Source organism: Mesorhizobium sp. M1B.F.Ca.ET.045.04.1.1 (assembly GCF_003952465.1).
GTDB lineage: Bacteria > Pseudomonadota > Alphaproteobacteria > Rhizobiales > Rhizobiaceae > Mesorhizobium > Mesorhizobium shonense.
Genome location: NZ_CP034448.1, coordinates 7,308,169 through 7,324,235 on the forward strand (window position 1 = coordinate 7,308,169; position 16,067 = coordinate 7,324,235).

Sequence of the window (16,067 nt, forward strand, 5' to 3'; positions counted from 1 at the left end):
ATCAGCTATGTCGAACGAAGGCACATTAAGCGGACTCTATCCGTTTCTTCACGGCAAGACACAGGATCCCGCCAAGCTGCAGACGGCCCTGCTGCATTCGGTGGCTGAAAAGGCACGCGATTCGCGCGAAACGAATGAGGCATTCTTCGGCGGTCAGGCCGAGATTCTTGTGGCCGCCGCGCGCACGCTGGCCGACGTCTATTCCAGCGGTGGCCAGCTTTTTTCGATGGGCAATGGCGGCTCAAGTTGTGATGCAAGCCATGTCGCGGTGGAGTTCGTTCATCCGGTCACGGCGGGCCGGCCGGCGCTGGCCGCGACCAACCTTGTCGCTGACCTTGCCATGATCTCGGCCGTCGGTAACGATCTTGGCTTCGATCATGTGTTCGTGCGCCAGCTCGTCGCGCATGCGCACAAGGGAGATGCCCTGATCGGCATCTCGACCAGCGGCAATTCCCAGAACCTTATTGCCGCCTTCGTGAAGGCCAAGGAGATGGGCGTCTCCACGATCGGACTCGCGGGCGGCGACGGCGGCAAGATGAAGTCTTCCGGCGCGGTCGACCATTGTCTGATCGTGCCGTCGACCTCGATCCACCGCATCCAGGAGTGCCACGTCGCGGCGTACCACATCATGTGGGACCTCGTGCATACGCTGCTAGCGGATGAGCGCGGCTCCGCGGCCAGGAAGGAAAAAGTCCAATGAAATTTGCCGACGAATTCCGCGATCGCGACAAGGCCCTAACGCTTGTGCGTGAGATCGAGAAGTTGTGCTCCCAAATCGAGGTGACGAAGCACCGACCGCTCAACATCATGGAAGTCTGCGGCGGGCATACGCACTCGATCTTTCGATACGGGCTGGAGGGCATGCTGCCGCCAGCAATCGAGCTCGTCCACGGACCGGGCTGCCCGGTCTGTGTGCTGCCGATGGGACGGGTGGACGACTGCGTGGCCATCGCCGAACAGCCGGGCGTTATCTTCACGACGTTTGGGGATGCCATGCGCGTGCCAGGTTCGCGCAAGAGCCTGATGCAGGCCAAGGCCGACGGCGCCGACGTGCGCATGGTGTACTCGCCGATGGACGCGCTGGCGCTCGCGCGCAAGAACCCCGACCGCCAGGTAGTGTTCTTCGGCCTCGGCTTCGAGACCACCATGCCCTCCACTGCGCTTACCGTGCTGCAGGCGGAAGCCGACGGCATCGAGAACTTCTCGGTTTTCTGCAACCACATAACCATCGTGCCGACGATCAAAGCGATCCTGGACAGCCCCGATCTCCATCTCGATGGCTTCCTCGGGCCCGGCCACGTTTCGATGGTGATCGGCACGGCGCCTTACGAGTTCATCGCCAACTTCTACCGGCGTCCTATGGTTGTCGCCGGCTTCGAACCGCTCGACGTCCTGCAGTCGATCTGGATGATCCTGAAGCAGATCAAGGAGGGCCGCGCCGAGATCGAGAACCAGTACACGCGCATCGTGCCCGAAGCGGGAAATGATCCTGCGCTGGCGGCCGTGGCAAAGGTTTATGAGCTGCGGGAGTTCTTCGAATGGCGCGGGCTGGGCTCCATCGACCATTCGGGGGTCAGGGTGCGCGATGACTATGCTCGGTTTGACGCCGAGCGCAAATTTGCCATTCCCAACATCAAGATCGCCGATCCGAAATCCTGCCAGTGCGGTGAGGTTCTGAAAGGGGTGCTCAAACCGTGGCAGTGCAAGGTATTCGGCACGCTCTGCACGCCCGAAATGCCCCTTGGTGCGTTGATGGTTTCGCCCGAGGGCGCCTGCGCGGCCTATTACCAATATGGCGGCGTGAAGCGGCAGGAACGGCCCGACACGGTGCCGGCTGCGCCATGAACCTCATGTCTCCCCCTCCCCGCAAGCTCGGCCGTATCCACGTGCCCGCCGTGACGCTTGCTCATGGCGGTGGCGGCAAGGCGATGAAGGACTTGATTGACGATGTCTTCGTCAGCGCCTTTGCGTCTGCCGAGCCGCAGGCGCTTGAAGACCAGGCGCGTTTCGAGCTCGCCGCGCTGGCTGCCCAGGGCGACAGGCTTGCCTTCACGACCGATTCGTTTGTCGTTGATCCGCTGTTCTTCCCCGGCGGCGACATCGGTAAGCTGGCGGTCTTCGGCACTGTCAACGACCTTGCTGTGGGCGGCGCTAAGCCGCTCTACCTGTCCTGCGCGGTCGTCATCGAGGAAGGCATGAAGATTGACGAGCTGCGTCGCGTCGCCCAGTCGATGGCCGCTGCAGCGCTGCGGGCGGGCGTCGCGATCGTCACCGGGGACACGAAAGTCGTGCAGCGCGGCGCCTGCGATAAGCTCTTCATCACCACGACGGGCGTGGGTGTGATCCCGGTGGGGATCGAACTTGCCATTGGCGCCATCAGGCCGGGCGACGGCATATTGGTCAATGGTCTCCTCGGTGATCACGGCGCGGCGATCCTGGCGGCGCGCGGCGATCTTGCCCTGGAAACGGAGATCGAGAGCGATTGCGCGCCGCTGCACGGGCTGATCGAGACGATTTTGAAAGCAGCTCCCGGAACGCGCACCATCCGAGATGCGACGCGCGGCGGCATCGCCACTGTGCTCAACGAGATGGCCGAGGCATCGGGCGTCGCGATCGAAATCGAGGAAGCCGCTACGCCGCTACGTGAAGAGGTCCGCGGCTTTTGCGAGATCCTTGGTCTCGACCCGCTCTATCTCGCCAATGAAGGTAAGATCGTCCTCGCGGTTCCACCGGCCGAAATCGATGCGGCCCTGGCCGCGATGCGTGAGCACCCCCTCGGCGCGTGCGCCATGCTCATCGGGCACGCTTATCCCGGGGAAGCCGGACGCGTGACGATGAAGACCGCATTCGGTGGCAAGCGCATCGTCGACATGCTGGTTGGCGAGCAATTGCCGCGGATTTGTTGAGGAACCATGCACGAACTCGGCATCACCCGAAACATCGTTTCGATCGTGGAGGACGCAGCGAAGGGCCGCCGTGTCAGACGCGTTACGCTTGATGTCGGGCGTCTTGCCGGGGTCATGCCGGATGCGCTGGCCTTTTGCTTCGATGTCGTGTCGAAGGGGACGGCGCTTGAAGGCGCGGTGCTCGAGATCAGAGAAATCACCGGCCGCTGCCGCTGTCGCGGCTGCGGCGTCGAATTCGAAACTTCGACGCTCTACCAGGCCTGTGGCTGCGGCTCGCGATTGCTTGAGCGGCTAGCTGGCGAGGAACTGAAGATCAGGGAAATGGAACTTGAGGAGGCTGCCTGATGTGCGCGACCTGTGGATGCGGATCAAACACCAACGCCAGGATGCTGAATTTACAAACGGGCCTGGTCCGGCCGTTGGGCGGTCACACCAGCGAGCACCCTGGCCACCATCGCGACGATCATGAGCATGACCATGGCCATTCGCATTCCCACCACCATGGCGATGGGCATGTGCACGACCATGAGCACGGACATCATCACCACGATCATGACGGCCATAAGCATCATCATGGCCATGGGCGCGGGACGACTGTCGTCGAGCTTGAGGCCCGCTTGCTTGCCAAGAACGACACGCTCGCCATGCGCAACCGAGGCTGGTTCGAGGGGCGGGAAATCCTGGCATTGAACATCGTCAGCTCGCCCGGCGCCGGCAAGACGACGCTGTTGGAACGGACAATTCAGGACCTCAAGGACGAAATCCCGATCTTCGTCATCGAAGGCGATCAGGCCACCGCCAATGACGGCGAACGCATTCGAGCCGCCGGGGCAGCGGCGGTTCAGGTCAACACTGGAACGGGATGCCACCTTGAGGCTGACATGGTTGCGCAGGCTCTCCAGGAGCTGAGACCACCTAGCGGCGCGATGGTGCTGATCGAAAATGTCGGCAATCTCGTCTGCCCCGCGCTGTTCGACCTCGGCGAGGATGCGAAGGTCATCGTTCTCTCGGTAACCGAGGGACAGGACAAGCCGCTCAAATATCCGAACATGTTCCAGGCAGCCGACCTCATGGTCATCAGCAAGACCGACCTCTTGCCCTATGTCGATTTTGATATGGATGTCGCACTGGCCAATGCACGGGCAGTCAACCCGGCAATCGAGGCGATAGCTTTGTCGGTGCGCAACGGCGAGGGTGTCGACCAGTGGTACGGCTGGCTGCGCAGCCATCGGCGATCACTCGGTCAGTCATCTGCGATTGCGTCCGCCGCAGACAAAAACTAGGCAAAAGCCAAAAAGATTGCGCAGGTGATTGGTCATCCTTGGCCACGGGTGCGCGCTACGCGAGTGGGGCATAGATCATGATTGCCAATCTATTTGATGACCGGCCCGATCATCTGCGCTGCAAGACGGTGCTCACTTGCGTTTTTCTGATCGCGGCCAACATGGGCGCCTGGGCATGGGCCTGGTTTGCCTTTTCCCATCATCCCGCCCTGCTCGGCACGGCCTTGCTCGCTTATACGTTTGGGCTGAGGCATGCTTTCGACGCCGACCATATCGCTGCGATCGATAATGTCGTGCGCAAGCTGATGCTGGAGAAGAAGGCTCCCTTCTCGGCTGGTCTGTTCTTTTCGCTCGGCCATTCCACGATCGTCGTGCTGGCATCCTTGGCGATCGCCGGGACGGCCGCGGCCCTTCAAGGCCGGCTGGAAAGGTTTCACGAAATTGGCGGCATGATTGGAACCTGCATCTCGGCCCTGTTCCTGCTCGCCATTGGCATCGCGAACCTCTTCATCCTCAAAAGCATCTGGCGGGCCTTTTCGAAAGCTCGACGCGGCGAGCCCATGGTCGAGGAGGATCTGGAGACGCTGCTGGCCGGACGAGGCTTCTTCGCCCGCATTTTCCGGCCAATGTTTCGCGTCGTCACACGCTCCTGGCATATGTACCCGGTCGGCTTTCTGTTCGGACTCGGGTTCGACACCGCAACCGAAATCGGCCTGCTCGGCATTTCGGCGGCGCAGGCAGCAGCCGGCACGTCGTTCTGGACGATATTGATCTTTCCGGCTCTGTTCACCGCCGGCATGTCGCTCTTGGACACGATCGACAGCGTACTGATGACCCGCGCTTACGGTTGGGCGTTTGTGAATCCGATACGCAAGCTCTGGTACAACATGACGATTACGGCCGCATCCGTGGTGGTCGCCATCTTCATCGGCGGTATCGAGACGCTTGGACTGATTGCCGACAGGCTGAGCTTGCAAGGAGGGGTGTGGAATGTCGTTGGCAACGTCAATGGCGACCTGACCATCTTCGGCTACATCGTTGTCGGAATATTTGTCCTCTGCTGGCTGGTCTCGAGCCTTGTCTACAAGCTCAACGGCTACGACAGAGCGGAAGCGATGACGTCTCCGTGACCTGGCGAGAAAATTATGCCCAGCCGCCCTCCGGCCAACGCCGCAACCGAATCCGCGTCGGCGCGCCCCCGCTTAGGCTCGCATGGCGCTTCGCTTCGATCTTCTCTGCGCAATCTCTTCGTCCACCGCTCAAAGCGCTCCGCTCTAGCTACGGATCTGCCGCAAACTCTTCGGTAATGGCAACCAGGGCATGAAGGCTCCTCAGTTTCCGAGGAGCTTGTCATGTTCAAAGGGCCGTCATTTCGACATCGAGCAGGATCACCGGTGCATCAAGCGCCGCATCCGCTGCATGCTCGGTTTCAAGTCGCAGGCGAGCGTCGCCATCATCCTGTCCGGCATCGAGATGATCCACATGATGCGCAAGCGCCAGGCGAGATATGCCTACAATGCCAGTCAGTCGATCGCCAAACAGTTTGATATCCTCGCTAACTGACGGACAGGCCGTATCGGACGTTCACGACCGCATTTCCAATTTCCAAGTTTGCGACAGAACCCAAATTCGGACTGGGAACCGTTGCGATTATCACCATGGTGCGCGCACCCTCAGGCGCGAGGTGCTTAGCGGCGATCGCCGACACTGCAGCGATCCGAAGGGCAGTGAGGATCGTCATCTCGGCGAGGAGGATCGGATAGCCGTTGCCAACGTCTGCAAGCGCACCGAAGGCGGTCACCGCCTGACGCCGGGAGCGAATTCTTCGGATGGCCGTTGACGTATTGAAACCATAGGTTCCACCGTCACTGGTGGGCATCTGCTCGATGGCCCCATCGGCACTGTAGGAGGCAACTCGCGGCGTCTTGTCAAAGGACTCCCAGCGTCGGAAGTTTTCTTTGATGTATCAGTGAGGAAGCGCTCGACACCAGTCGCCAGAACGAGCTTCATCCGGTCGACGCTAACACAAGGGACGACATTCAACTTTTCTTGCATAGCTTTAACAGATCCATCAGACCGCGACGACGTTCGATCAAGAGGACAATGATGGGACATGGCAGATCGAGGTCTGCTTCCCAGCCAGAAGTGACGATGGGATATGCATCGCGGTAAGAACCATGACGCTAGTAACATCGGGCTCAGGCCGCCTGAGCGCGTAGGTCGTCGGGCGTGATCTTCGGCGGAATAGGGCAGACGTAGAGTCGCCCGTCGGTCCGCTCCTTCAATTCGATTTTGGCGCGAGCAATGAGATCGGGATTGCGCAGGCAATCGGCCGCCGTGGTAGCCATGGCCTTCGCCGCAAGTATCATCCCTTTATGGGCTGCGGGCAGATTTCCTTGTGTGACGATCTGCCAGGTGTGGAACGGCGTGCCGATGGCAAAGCAGGCCGTGTTGCACTGAACCGTAGGCACGATCCAGCTCACATCGCCCACATCGGTGCTGCCCATCATTACTTCTTCGCGCGTCTGAATAGGAAGCAGCCCCTCATGCAGCACCTGGCCCGCCAGCGAACGATCGTGAGGCGCAACGCTTGATGCGATCTCTTCCTTCGTGAGGGCGTTCTTCTGCAGTTGGTCGGCGAAGGCATAATCCGTCGCGTCAAAGCCAGGACCGCCAAGCCGCTCCATGTTCTCGTACATGACCTCCTGCAGCACCATGTTTGGCAGAACGTTCGAGTTCGCGTCCATGATCTGTACCGCCACCGAGGTTTCCGTCATCAACGCCGCGCCTTCGGATATTTTTTTCAGGCGATCGAACAGGCACTCCGCCTCAGGCAAATGCGGCGAGCGCACCAGGTAGAGTGATTCTGCATACGCCTGCACCACGTTGGGGGCATCGCCGCCCGTGTTGGTAACGGCGTAATGCACGCGCGCATCCGAGGGCATGTGCTCGCGCATGTAATTTACCCCAACATTCATCAACTCCACCGCGTCGAGCGCGCTGCGGCCCAGGTGAGGAGAAAACGCCGCGTGCGAAGCGCGCCCGGTGAAGCGGAAACAAGCCTGGATGCAGGCGAGAGACGAGGCGGTCTGCACCTGGTTGACGATGTGGGGATGCCAGCAGAAGGCGGCATCGAGATCATCGAAGAGGCCTGCCCGTGCCATGAACGTTTTGCCGGAGCCACTCTCCTCGGCCGGGCAGCCATAGTAGCGCACCGTGCCTGCGATACCGTCCGCGACAAGCGCGTCCTTCAACGCCACGGCGGCGAGTGCAGATCCGGAACCGAGAAGATTGTGTCCGCAACCATGCCCGGGCGCGCCCTTCGCGATATGCTTGTGCTCTGTTACGCCTGAAACTTGTGTGAGAGCTGGCAGCGCATCGAACTCCCCCAGAAAACCGACGATGGGCCCGCCACTCCCATGTTCCGCAACGAATGCGGTAGACATGCCGCCGACGTTTTTCGTGATGACAAAGCCCTCGCGCTCCAGCATGGCGATCTGCTCAGCAACCGAGCGATGCTCCTGGAACGCGAGTTCCGGCATAGCCCAGATGCGGTCACTCAGCGCACAGTAGTCCTTGCTCTTGACATCCACGCGGCGCGCGACTTCGAGCAAGCCCAGACAGTCATTGTGCATGTTCGGCTCTCCTCGTTGTCTGACGGGAATTGGACTCAGGTGCAATGACGCGAGCCTCTTCTGGCGATATTGTCGTCCCATACTTTTGCGACCGCCGGGATAACTCATCGAGCATGGAATAACTCAGCTCTTTTTGGGCAAGCACTGGGACAAGGCGCTTGTGATAGTTATTGGCGTTGAGCTGAGACTCGCCGCCAATCACTATTGGATGCAGGTCGATCGACTTTAGGCGGTTGTCGCCATCGAAGGCACATGTCGCGACAATGCTTTTCCAGATATCATGTGAAACCCATTCGTCCTCACCCTCGGGCAGATGAAACAGGAAATTCCCCAATCCATAGAAGATCGGCGCCCCCCGGTAGATTTCGATCGGCTGCAGCACCGGGGCGCCGTGGCTTGCAAACGCATTCGCTCCCGCGTCAACGCAAGATCGGGCAAAAGTCTGAACCCACGCGGGGACTTCGCGCCAATCCGGTTCCCAATGGTGATGATGAAGGTAGGCGATGACAAAGGCCCCCTCGGACGCGGCCTTCCGGATGGTCGCGAGCTGACCTTGTAAGCTCTGCTCATGAAGGATAATCCGGCGACGGTTCTCGGGTGACCTGCGAAAAATGGTCCCGTAAAAGTCGATCTCATCGGAGGATGACAGTTCGCGCGGGTCGTCCGGCTGCGCGTAGTTTCCGCGCTCCATAGGGTTGCTTACAAACGTTTCCTGGATCGAACGCAGGGTGGCGAATTTTTCGTCGTCAACCTCGAAGACCCGCGAGACGTCGAGTTTGTTCACGCCTGGCCGAGCAGGACGAGTGCCGCTCGCATTGTCCGCATACATAATGTCCGGCCCAGGGCCGGCATCCATTGAGATGAGAGCGACCTTCCTCTCACCGAATTGTTTCATACCAGCCTTACGCGCGTCGCTGCGGTCGACGCCAATTCCAGCGTGCAAAAAGTCACGCCCGCCCACTTCCTCAAGGGTGGACAGTACTCCCGAAGGCCCGAGATCGAACGCATGATTATTGGAAAGCGCCAGTGCGTTGAAACCCATATCCTTCAGGCTATCCAAAACGACAGCTGGAGAGCACCCAAAATAGGCACCCTTCAGCGGCCATCCACCGTGTCGGCCGAAAATGGTGCCTTCGAAATTTGTGAACGAAACATCCGCTTTTTGAATCAGTTCTTTTATCGCGGCGAAGCTCTGATCGGAGACATGTCGAACATCGTGGTGAATGAGAGATTGCCCGGTTAGGACCAGAGTGAATGGCGAAAGCATGTTTGGATTTGAACTCCTGTATAGAAGAGGCCCACAGCGACCCCGTGCGGGGACAGCAAAGACTCAGATGGAACCGGAAGGCTTTGAACTCTCGGAACCGCCAGACTGGACGCCTTATCCACCATCTCGCCCGAGGATTTCCCCGATGTTCTGGATCACCCGTTTTGACGCCAAAACGATGCGAGGAATCACAAAGCTCGTCAATTTATTAGGTTTTTGTGCCGCCATATTAGTTTTACTGATATAGCACGCGACCCTTGGCGGCTTAAATTTCGGAGAAAGCAATGGAAGACATCCTGGGCCGAAACAGCAAGGCGGGATTTAGGTCGGCCCAGATTTTTCGGGAGATCATAAGGACCGGTTCTACAAGGCGGGCGGGCAGAGAACTCGGGATCACCCAGTCCGCGGTCAGCCAGCATCTCAAAATGTTCGAAGACGCTGTGGGTGAGCAGTTATTCGAGCGAGACCGCCGTGGCCTTGTTCCGAGCACACGGGCGATAGACATTTACAATCGGCTGGACAGATACTTTGAGACACTGGCTCGCATCGAGCAAGAGATCGCCAACTCTTTTCGTACAAGAGAAAATCGCCTGACGGTTGCTGCGCCGCACATACTTGCGTTGGGGCTCGTACCAAAAATCATTTTTGCGCTCGACGAGCTCGATCCGACTTTGGAGTTTCATTTCAAAGCACAGCGCTACGACGAGATCGCGCAGAGCGTCGTGACAGGAGAGGCTGACATCGGAATCTCCCGGCTGCCTTTAGACGAGCGCTTCTTTGAATGGGTCATCATCGCCGAAAGCAGGAGCGTCTGTGTCGTACATCCTGATCATCCGCTTGCTAAGAAGGACGTCATCACTGTGGACGATGTCGCGCATGAGTCTCATATTCTCCTGGAGAGAGAATACGCCTCCAACAAGATGGGTAACTTGACCTACGGCCGGGGAGAATTTCCCGGGAGACCGAAGATCCATTCGGACACGATAGGTTTGGATGCTTCCTTCGTGGCTCATGGGTTGGGTGTCGCCGTCGATAACGAATTTATGGCGCAGCAATACCAGCTGTTCAATTTAGTGGTTATTCCGTTTCAGCCGGCCGCGTCATACCACTATGTGGTGTTTTGGCGGCGGGGCAGCGAAAAATATTCACGCCACTCGACAATCGTCAAGATATTCCTTGAAGTGATAGAACGTGAACAACTATTGAGAAAAGAACGTGTGGGTTAGCAGGCAAATAAGTGTTCGTTCATGAGATGATTGTTCGCAGAAGGCGTGAAATTGCACAAGAGGAGCGAGCAATCCGCGCGCGGATCAAGTGGACCGCGTCAATTGTAAGCCGGTATAGGAGACGAGCCTTAGCGCGGCCGAGCGTGCGAAGCAGCTCCGCGTTATCCAGACTGTAACCCCCCAAAGACGAATCCGCCGTTGCGGCCCGAGGCGCCAGCGCCGACACGCGCGCCCTTGAGAACGACGACATCGCCGATGCCGCGCTCGACCAGTCAAGCCGGTGCATAGGCCAGCGAGTCCGGCTCCAATGATGCAGACCGATGTTTCCAGTGTGCCCGTGGGAGTTGGATAGCCTACGCGGGAAACGGTTGCATCGTAGAAGTTTTGCATTGGAACCTTTGCTTTGGAAAAATCAGAGAACAAGCAGCTGACGGGTTCCGGAAGGAGAGGTTCTGAAATTATGTACGCCAGGTTGCGTGATTGGCGGCCACGCTCTCGTGCCGTCGAGGTAAACCAACCGCCCCCCGCGCCCGCTTCAGCTTCGCGTCACCCTACGCGGACCGGGATATGAGCCTCGAGGCGACTGAAAATCCATACGATCAATCCCGTTAGCACCATGTATGCCAATGCGAGCAGGAGCAATGGCTCGTATATGACGAAGGTATCCTGACGCACTCGAAGTGACACGGCATAGAGGTCGAGGACCGTAATCGTGGCGACGAGCGGTGTCGATTTGAGCTGCATGACTGTTTCACCAGCCAACGTCGGCAATGCGTTGTGGATCGCCTGTGGCAACCAGATGCGGCGCAAGAGCTTCCCACGGCTCATGCCGAAAGCGCGTGCGGCCTCAAGCTGGCCATGCGGCACGCCCGCGAAGGCACCGCGCATGATCTCGCCCACGTAGCCTGCGAAGGACAATGTTAATGCGAGCACGGCGTAAGGCCACGCCTGGCGAACCAAGGACCAGAGGAACGATTCTCGGATCCATGGATATTGCGGAAAGAGCGAGCCAAGGCCGTAGTAGAGCAGCCAAATTTGCAGAAGCAACGGCGTGCCGCGAATGACGGTGCAAAAAGCCTTTGCTGGAAGGCTGAGCCAACGAGGCCCTGTCACCTGAACGAGCCCAAGCGGCAATGCTAGAAGGAAGCCGAAGACGCAGGTCACGATGAGGATCCAGATCGAACCCCATAATCCGATAAACGCCAGAGGGTAGTATTCGGGAAGCCAGTCCCAGTGCATGAAGACGACTGCTGCGAGAACCAAGGCAATCGCCATCGCCATCAACGCAATGCGATGTGGAGCAAACCAGGCGAGCGGTCGGTGATTCCCGGAGATAGCTGGGAAATAGGCCATCAGCGGCTCTCCGCTATCCGCGGCTGCCCGCGCCTTGCCCAAAGCTCGACTCGTCCAATCAACACGTTGGAGATCAAGGTGAGCAATAGATAAAGGACGCCAGCCGCCATGAAAAAGGTGAAGTAGGCTTTTGTCGTGCCCGCAGCCTGTCGCGTTTCCAGTGTCAGTTCGTTGAAGCCGACAACCGCCAAAAGAGCAGTGCCCTTAACGGCAACCAACCAGAGATTCGTCAGACCCGGAATTGCGAAGGGCAGCATTGCCGGCAGAGTGATGCGTCGCATCAGCATCGTCGAGGTCATACCAAAGGCTCGTCCTGCTTCGATTTGGCCTTGCGGCACCGCCAGGATCGCGCCGCGCAGCACCTCAGTTGCGTACGCACCTTGCACGAAGCCAAGAGCGACGATGCCTGCTATCGGCCCGCTGACGTCGATTCGTCCGCAGTCGAGGATCTCCAGGAGGCGGTTGATCACGTCTGGAACCGCGAAATAGATTAGCAGAATGAGCACCAGTTCCGGTACCGCACGGATGAGGGTGGTATAGACTTGGAGCAGATCGCGCTGCACAGGTCCGCCGTAGAGCTTGCCGCAAGCGCCGCCAATGCCAATACACAATCCCAACGCGAAGGCGCCCAGCCCGATGCCGATGGAATTCATGAATCCTTGGAGCAGATTTCCGCCCCAGCCAGGCGGCGCAGGTGAAAGCAAGTCGAAAATGCCGGATTGCGCCAGGGGCAAGAACAGAGAGTCGGTCAAGAACGCCTCCTAGATAGCGTCGAGGATTGACCCTCGCCAAGAGCCTGCCATCCGGCTGGTGTCTTAGGGGGTAGGCCGCCCTGTCCCCCGATGAGGGGGAAGGGTTCTGCGAGGGTCAATTTTACCAAGGAAGTTGTGGATTCAGTCGCCGTAAATGTCGAAATCGAAATACTTTTTGGTGATTTCGGCGTACTTGCCGTTGCCGCGGATTCCCTTGATTGCGGCGTTGATCTTTTCCTTGAGCGCGGTGTCTCCTTTGCGCAGACCAGCGCCCGCGCCCGGGGCGAAAATCTCGGGATCACTGGCAACCTTTCCCTTTACCTCGCAGCAGGCCTTGGCCTGGTCAGTCTTCATGAATTGATCAATGGTAAGCGGGCTGGCCAGAATGGCGTCGATCCTGCCGGCGATCAGGTCCTGGTTGGCTTCATCCTGTGTCTGGTAAGTTTTCATCTCGGCCAAGCTGTCTTTGAAATGCTTGCTGGCGTAAACCTCGGCATTGGTAGAGACCTGAATACCAAGGATCCTGCCCTTGAGGCCTTCAGGCGTAGGACCCATCGCGACGCCCTTGGGACCGGCAATCGTGTACCCGTTATCGCTATAATACTTGTCGGAGAAATCGATCGTCTTCTTGCGCTTCTCTGTGATTGACATCGAACTCATGATGACATCGATTTTCTTGGACGTCAGAGAAGGAATGATGCCGTCCCAGGCAACGGGCGTGATGACGCAGTCGAGTTTTGCCTCGGCGCAGATCGCGCCAATGATTTCAATCTCCCAGCCGACCCATTTTCCAGAAGCATCCAGGAACGAGAATGGAGGGTAAGGCTCTGCCGCAACGCCCACCTTCACCTGCTCCGCTTGCGCAACAATAGCCGAGGCGCTTAGGACTGCCGCAGCTGCCAATATCTTGCAAAATACGTTCATGTTATAGTTCCCCTTTTCGGTTGCGTTAGTTCTAGTCTTCATCCGCTAGCCTACTCTGCGGAGGAACTGCTGAAGCCTCTGCGACTTTGGAGAGCCGAATATCGCGTCCGGCGATCCTTCCTCTTCAAGACGGCCGTCATGGAGAAAGATCACATGCGTCGCGACCTCGCGGGCGAATTTCATTTCATGCGTAACCAGCACCATGGTGCGCCCCTCGCGCGCCAGGCCGCCGATCACTTTCAAAACCTCGCCGACCAGCTCCGGATCGAGCGCCGACGTCGGCTCGTCGAACAGCATCACGCGCGGATTGATCGCCAGCGCGCGCGCAATCGCGGCGCGCTGCTGCTGCCCGCCCGACAGGAACGCCGGATAGACGTCGCGCTTTTCCGCCAGCCCGACGCGGCCAAGCAGCTTCTCGGCCTGCGCGATCGCCTCGTCGCGCTTGACACCGAGCACCTGCACCGGAACCTCGATGACGTTTTCGATCAAGGTCATGTGGCTCCACAGGTTGAAATTCTGGAACACCATGCCGAGCCGCGAGCGGATGCGCTCGATCTGCCGGCGGTCGGCAGGAACCGTGTGGCCGTGGCTGTCGGCCTTCAGCTTGATCTCCTCGCCATTGACCCGGATGACGCCGCTGGTCGGATTTTCCAGGCAGTTGATACAGCGCAGCAGCGTCGACTTGCCGGAGCCGGAGCCGCCGATGATGGCGACCACCTCGCCGTCGCGCGCCGACAGCGAGACGCCCTTGAGCACGTGCAACTGGCCGAATTTCTTGTGCAGGTTCTCGACATGGATGGCTTCGGCCGGGACCACAGTGTGGCAGGATATTGCCTGGATTGCTGTCATTGCTGCTCGGCCCCATGTGCGAAATTTGCAAGCAGGAGCAACAGCGCTCTTCCGAACGCGTTCATCTGCATTGCTCCATTTCCTCGTCCATTCATGCATAGACACGCGGGACGTGATCCCGGAGCTGAGCATAAAGACCGACCAGGTCGGTGCCCCATTGAGCGGCGACTTCTTCGTGTGTGATCGTCTGCTTGCCTTGCTGCCCGAGCAGTAGTACCTGATCGCCGAACCTCGCCTCAGGAACATCCGTCAGATCGATGCGAAGGTGTTCGAGATGCGCGGGAGGAAGCAGGCGTGCGCGCTGCCCCCTAACCATCGCTTCAGCCCTGGCTGGCACGTGGCGCGGAAATCCGTCCCCCCAGCCCATACCCAGAACCCCGATCGTCATTCCCCGCCTATAGCCGGGTAGGTCTGGAGTTGGGCCGAGAGATGCATCGATCTGCTTGAGGGAAACCAGCGAGGTCGAAATGGCCTTTAGCGCCGGCCGCAGGGTGACCGGCCGCACAGGTTGATCCGTCTCGGGAATACCGACGAACAAGGCACCTGGATCGACGGCATCGAAATCCATCGCGGGATACCGAAGCACACCTTCGGTACTCGACATCATGATAATAGGAGGACGCGTGCAAGAGGCTTCGACTTCCTGAATAATCCGCTGAAGCCGGGCGAATTGGTCAAGGGCAGCGCAAGGCCGCGATGTGGGCAACTCGCTCAGATGGGCGTACAGACCCTGCACTTCGACGTTGTTGCAGGCGTGCGCAGTCGCGAGAAGTTTGCCAATCTCCGCAGGCGTGGCGCCGGCCCTGAAGAAGCCCACATCGACCTTGACGAAGATGCGCGTCATGCTCATGGCGGCGCGCCAGCATTCCAGTTCGTCCAGGCTGGAGACGGTGACGGTGAGGCCCAGCGACTCGATCGTAGTTGCCGCTGCCAGCAGAGGACCAGGATAGAGCAGGACCGGCAGCCCGATCCCCATTTCGCGGATCGCGATCGCGTCGGGCAACGTGGCGACGGCAAAGCCGTGAGCTCCCTCTGCAGCCAAAGCGCGCGCCACAGGTCCCGCCCCGCAGCCGTATCCATTGCGCTTCAAACACGCGAAAATTTTTACCTTATGGGGCAGATGTGCGCGCAGTTGGCGATAATTGTGCCTGATCGCGCCGAGGTCGATCTCGTACCAGCTGTCCCGGCCAAGGGCTGGTCCTCCGGAGGCGGCAAATTGCGGTTGAGTATGCTCATTTGAGTGCATACCAAACGATGGGAGGAAACTGGGAAGTGATCAATTTATTAAGTTTTTTTGACCCCGTATTAGTTTTGTTAATATGGTGGCATCCGGAGAAATCTTCGCCAAAGATGGAAAGAGCCGGACTTTCATGGGCCCTATCGTTGAAGGGCAGGTGTCGCCCTTGACCCAAAAGTCCTGGAATTGGAAATGCGCCACTCCGCTCTGCATGTCGCCGATGAAGGATGCGACTTACCGCGATCACCTATGGAACGCCCCGCGTCAAGCCTGATCTCAAGTCAGCTCGATCGCCCCCACCACGGGTTGCTCGGTGGCGAGCAGAAAGGTTTAGCTTCGCTTCGTCAGACGCCGCGCCTGTTGCCCCAGGCCAGCACATGCAACTGCGGCAGGACCGTTGCCGTGAACCATCCATCCCCAGCGACCTTGTCGACAAGCCATCGGAAGCGCCTCATCAAATCGTCGATGGGGGCCTCGTCGCCGCCAGGACCCGCGTGGGTGATCAGCGGTGCAGGATTCCCGACCTGCAGATAAACCGGAAGAGGGATAGCGGTTCGCCACAAGCCGGGCATAGGCGTAGTCATCGTCATCAAACACAGTTAATTGACGATGCAGTGCGTTCCGCCCTTTGCCAC

General features: G+C 59.0%; 16 protein-coding genes and 1 pseudogene. 8 read left to right on the top strand and 9 right to left on the bottom strand.

What is annotated here, in order from left to right; genetic code table 11:
* The first annotated feature begins 7 nt into the window (after window positions 1-7).
* The 4 genes from EJ071_RS36025 to EJ071_RS36040 are packed head-to-tail and all read left to right on the top strand — an operon-like array spanning window position 8 to window position 3,251.
* On the top strand, window positions 8-700 hold the full coding sequence (locus tag EJ071_RS36025) for an SIS domain-containing protein (protein ID WP_126102096.1): 693 nt from the start codon (window positions 8-10) through the stop codon (window positions 698-700).
* Window positions 697-1,845: a hydrogenase formation protein HypD gene (hypD, locus tag EJ071_RS36030; RefSeq protein ID WP_126102097.1), complete on the top strand. Its 1,149-nt coding sequence runs from the start codon at window positions 697-699 to the stop codon at window positions 1,843-1,845. The genes EJ071_RS36025 and hypD overlap by 4 nt, the downstream gene beginning before the upstream one ends.
* Entirely contained in the window at window positions 1,842-2,906 is a 1,065-nt protein-coding gene (gene hypE, locus EJ071_RS36035; RefSeq protein ID WP_126102863.1) for a hydrogenase expression/formation protein HypE, read from the top strand. Before hypD ends, hypE begins: the two co-directional genes overlap by 4 nt.
* A 6-nt stretch (window positions 2,907-2,912) precedes the next feature.
* Window positions 2,913-3,251, top strand: a complete 339-nt coding sequence (locus EJ071_RS36040; RefSeq protein ID WP_126102098.1) for a hydrogenase maturation nickel metallochaperone HypA — start codon at window positions 2,913-2,915, stop codon at window positions 3,249-3,251.
* A gap of 50 nt (window positions 3,252-3,301) precedes the next feature.
* Here the strand turns inward: EJ071_RS36040 and EJ071_RS39875 are convergent, their stop codons facing one another.
* The gene (locus EJ071_RS39875) at window positions 3,302-3,469 is read right to left on the bottom strand and encodes a hypothetical protein (protein WP_245460401.1); all 168 of its coding nucleotides are present in this window, start codon (window positions 3,467-3,469) and stop codon (window positions 3,302-3,304) included.
* On the opposite strand from EJ071_RS39875, the gene hypB reads away from it, so the two are divergent.
* From hypB to EJ071_RS36055, 3 genes and pseudogenes are all read left to right on the top strand, one after another.
* Window positions 3,422-4,189, top strand: coding sequence for a hydrogenase nickel incorporation protein HypB (gene hypB, locus EJ071_RS36045; protein ID WP_245460387.1), 768 nt, complete (start codon window positions 3,422-3,424; stop codon window positions 4,187-4,189). The two genes, EJ071_RS39875 and hypB, sit on opposite strands and share 48 nt — an antisense overlap.
* A 77-nt stretch (window positions 4,190-4,266) precedes the next feature.
* Window positions 4,267-5,319, top strand: coding sequence for a HoxN/HupN/NixA family nickel/cobalt transporter (locus EJ071_RS36050; RefSeq protein WP_126102100.1), 1,053 nt, complete (start codon window positions 4,267-4,269; stop codon window positions 5,317-5,319).
* A gap of 247 nt (window positions 5,320-5,566) precedes the next feature.
* Window positions 5,567-5,752 (top strand): annotated as a pseudogene (locus EJ071_RS36055) (DDE-type integrase/transposase/recombinase); the annotation flags it as partial.
* Here EJ071_RS36055 and EJ071_RS36060 read toward each other — a convergent pair.
* The 3 genes from EJ071_RS36060 to EJ071_RS36070 all read right to left on the bottom strand — a co-directional run bounded on the left by EJ071_RS36060 (window position 5,745) and on the right by EJ071_RS36070 (window position 9,091).
* A complete protein-coding gene (locus EJ071_RS36060; RefSeq protein ID WP_210211948.1) occupies window positions 5,745-6,152 on the bottom strand; it encodes a hypothetical protein in 408 nt (135 codons plus the stop codon). The pseudogene EJ071_RS36055 and the gene EJ071_RS36060 sit on opposite strands and share 8 nt — an antisense overlap.
* A gap of 235 nt (window positions 6,153-6,387) precedes the next feature.
* Window positions 6,388-7,824 carry a M20 family metallopeptidase gene (locus EJ071_RS36065; RefSeq protein WP_126102101.1) on the bottom strand — a complete coding sequence of 479 codons (1,437 nt, stop codon included), beginning with the start codon at window positions 7,822-7,824 and terminating at the stop codon, window positions 6,388-6,390.
* On the bottom strand, window positions 7,814-9,091 hold the full coding sequence (locus tag EJ071_RS36070) for a CapA family protein (RefSeq protein WP_126102102.1): 1,278 nt from the start codon (window positions 9,089-9,091) through the stop codon (window positions 7,814-7,816). The genes EJ071_RS36065 and EJ071_RS36070 overlap by 11 nt, the downstream gene beginning before the upstream one ends.
* A gap of 284 nt (window positions 9,092-9,375) precedes the next feature.
* Here EJ071_RS36070 and EJ071_RS36075 point away from each other — a divergent pair, with 284 nt between their 5' ends.
* Entirely contained in the window at window positions 9,376-10,317 is a 942-nt protein-coding gene (locus EJ071_RS36075; protein WP_126102103.1) for a LysR family transcriptional regulator, read from the top strand.
* Between the two features lie 546 nt (window positions 10,318-10,863).
* Here EJ071_RS36075 and EJ071_RS36085 read toward each other — a convergent pair.
* The 5 genes from EJ071_RS36085 to alr form a co-directional block, all read right to left on the bottom strand.
* The gene (locus tag EJ071_RS36085; protein ID WP_126102104.1) at window positions 10,864-11,670 is read right to left on the bottom strand and encodes an ABC transporter permease; all 807 of its coding nucleotides are present in this window, start codon (window positions 11,668-11,670) and stop codon (window positions 10,864-10,866) included.
* The gene (locus EJ071_RS36090) at window positions 11,670-12,404 is read right to left on the bottom strand and encodes an ABC transporter permease (RefSeq protein ID WP_210211949.1); all 735 of its coding nucleotides are present in this window, start codon (window positions 12,402-12,404) and stop codon (window positions 11,670-11,672) included. The genes EJ071_RS36085 and EJ071_RS36090 overlap by 1 nt, the downstream gene beginning before the upstream one ends.
* 159 nt (window positions 12,405-12,563) lie before the next feature.
* Window positions 12,564-13,346 (bottom strand): transporter substrate-binding domain-containing protein, encoded by a 783-nt coding sequence (locus EJ071_RS36095; protein ID WP_126102106.1) that lies wholly within the window; start codon window positions 13,344-13,346, stop codon window positions 12,564-12,566.
* Between the two features lie 45 nt (window positions 13,347-13,391).
* Window positions 13,392-14,195, bottom strand: coding sequence for an ATP-binding cassette domain-containing protein (locus tag EJ071_RS36100; protein ID WP_126102107.1), 804 nt, complete (start codon window positions 14,193-14,195; stop codon window positions 13,392-13,394).
* Window positions 14,196-14,286: 91 nt separating this feature from the next.
* Window positions 14,287-15,441, bottom strand: a complete 1,155-nt coding sequence (gene alr, locus EJ071_RS36105) for an alanine racemase (protein WP_126102108.1) — start codon at window positions 15,439-15,441, stop codon at window positions 14,287-14,289.
* Window positions 15,442-16,067 lie beyond the last annotated feature (626 nt).

Coding starts and splice junctions, on each gene's coding strand:
- EJ071_RS36065 (WP_126102101.1), bottom strand. CDS start 7,824: ATGCACAATGACTGTCTGGGCTTGCTCGAAGTCGCGCGCCGCGTGGAT.
- EJ071_RS36100 (WP_126102107.1), bottom strand. CDS start 14,195: ATGACAGCAATCCAGGCAATATCCTGCCACACTGTGGTCCCGGCCGAA.
- EJ071_RS36095 (WP_126102106.1), bottom strand. CDS start 13,346: ATGAACGTATTTTGCAAGATATTGGCAGCTGCGGCAGTCCTAAGCGCC.
- EJ071_RS36040 (WP_126102098.1), top strand. CDS start 2,913: ATGCACGAACTCGGCATCACCCGAAACATCGTTTCGATCGTGGAGGAC.
- alr (WP_126102108.1), bottom strand. CDS start 15,441: ATGCACTCAAATGAGCATACTCAACCGCAATTTGCCGCCTCCGGAGGA.
- EJ071_RS36085 (WP_126102104.1), bottom strand. CDS start 11,670: ATGGCCTATTTCCCAGCTATCTCCGGGAATCACCGACCGCTCGCCTGG.
- hypE (WP_126102863.1), top strand. CDS start 1,842: ATGAACCTCATGTCTCCCCCTCCCCGCAAGCTCGGCCGTATCCACGTG.
- hypD (WP_126102097.1), top strand. CDS start 697: ATGAAATTTGCCGACGAATTCCGCGATCGCGACAAGGCCCTAACGCTT.
- EJ071_RS36025 (WP_126102096.1), top strand. CDS start 8: ATGTCGAACGAAGGCACATTAAGCGGACTCTATCCGTTTCTTCACGGC.
- EJ071_RS36075 (WP_126102103.1), top strand. CDS start 9,376: ATGGAAGACATCCTGGGCCGAAACAGCAAGGCGGGATTTAGGTCGGCC.
- EJ071_RS39875 (WP_245460401.1), bottom strand. CDS start 3,469: ATGGCCGTCATGATCGTGGTGATGATGTCCGTGCTCATGGTCGTGCAC.
- EJ071_RS36070 (WP_126102102.1), bottom strand. CDS start 9,091: ATGCTTTCGCCATTCACTCTGGTCCTAACCGGGCAATCTCTCATTCAC.
- EJ071_RS36050 (WP_126102100.1), top strand. CDS start 4,267: ATGATTGCCAATCTATTTGATGACCGGCCCGATCATCTGCGCTGCAAG.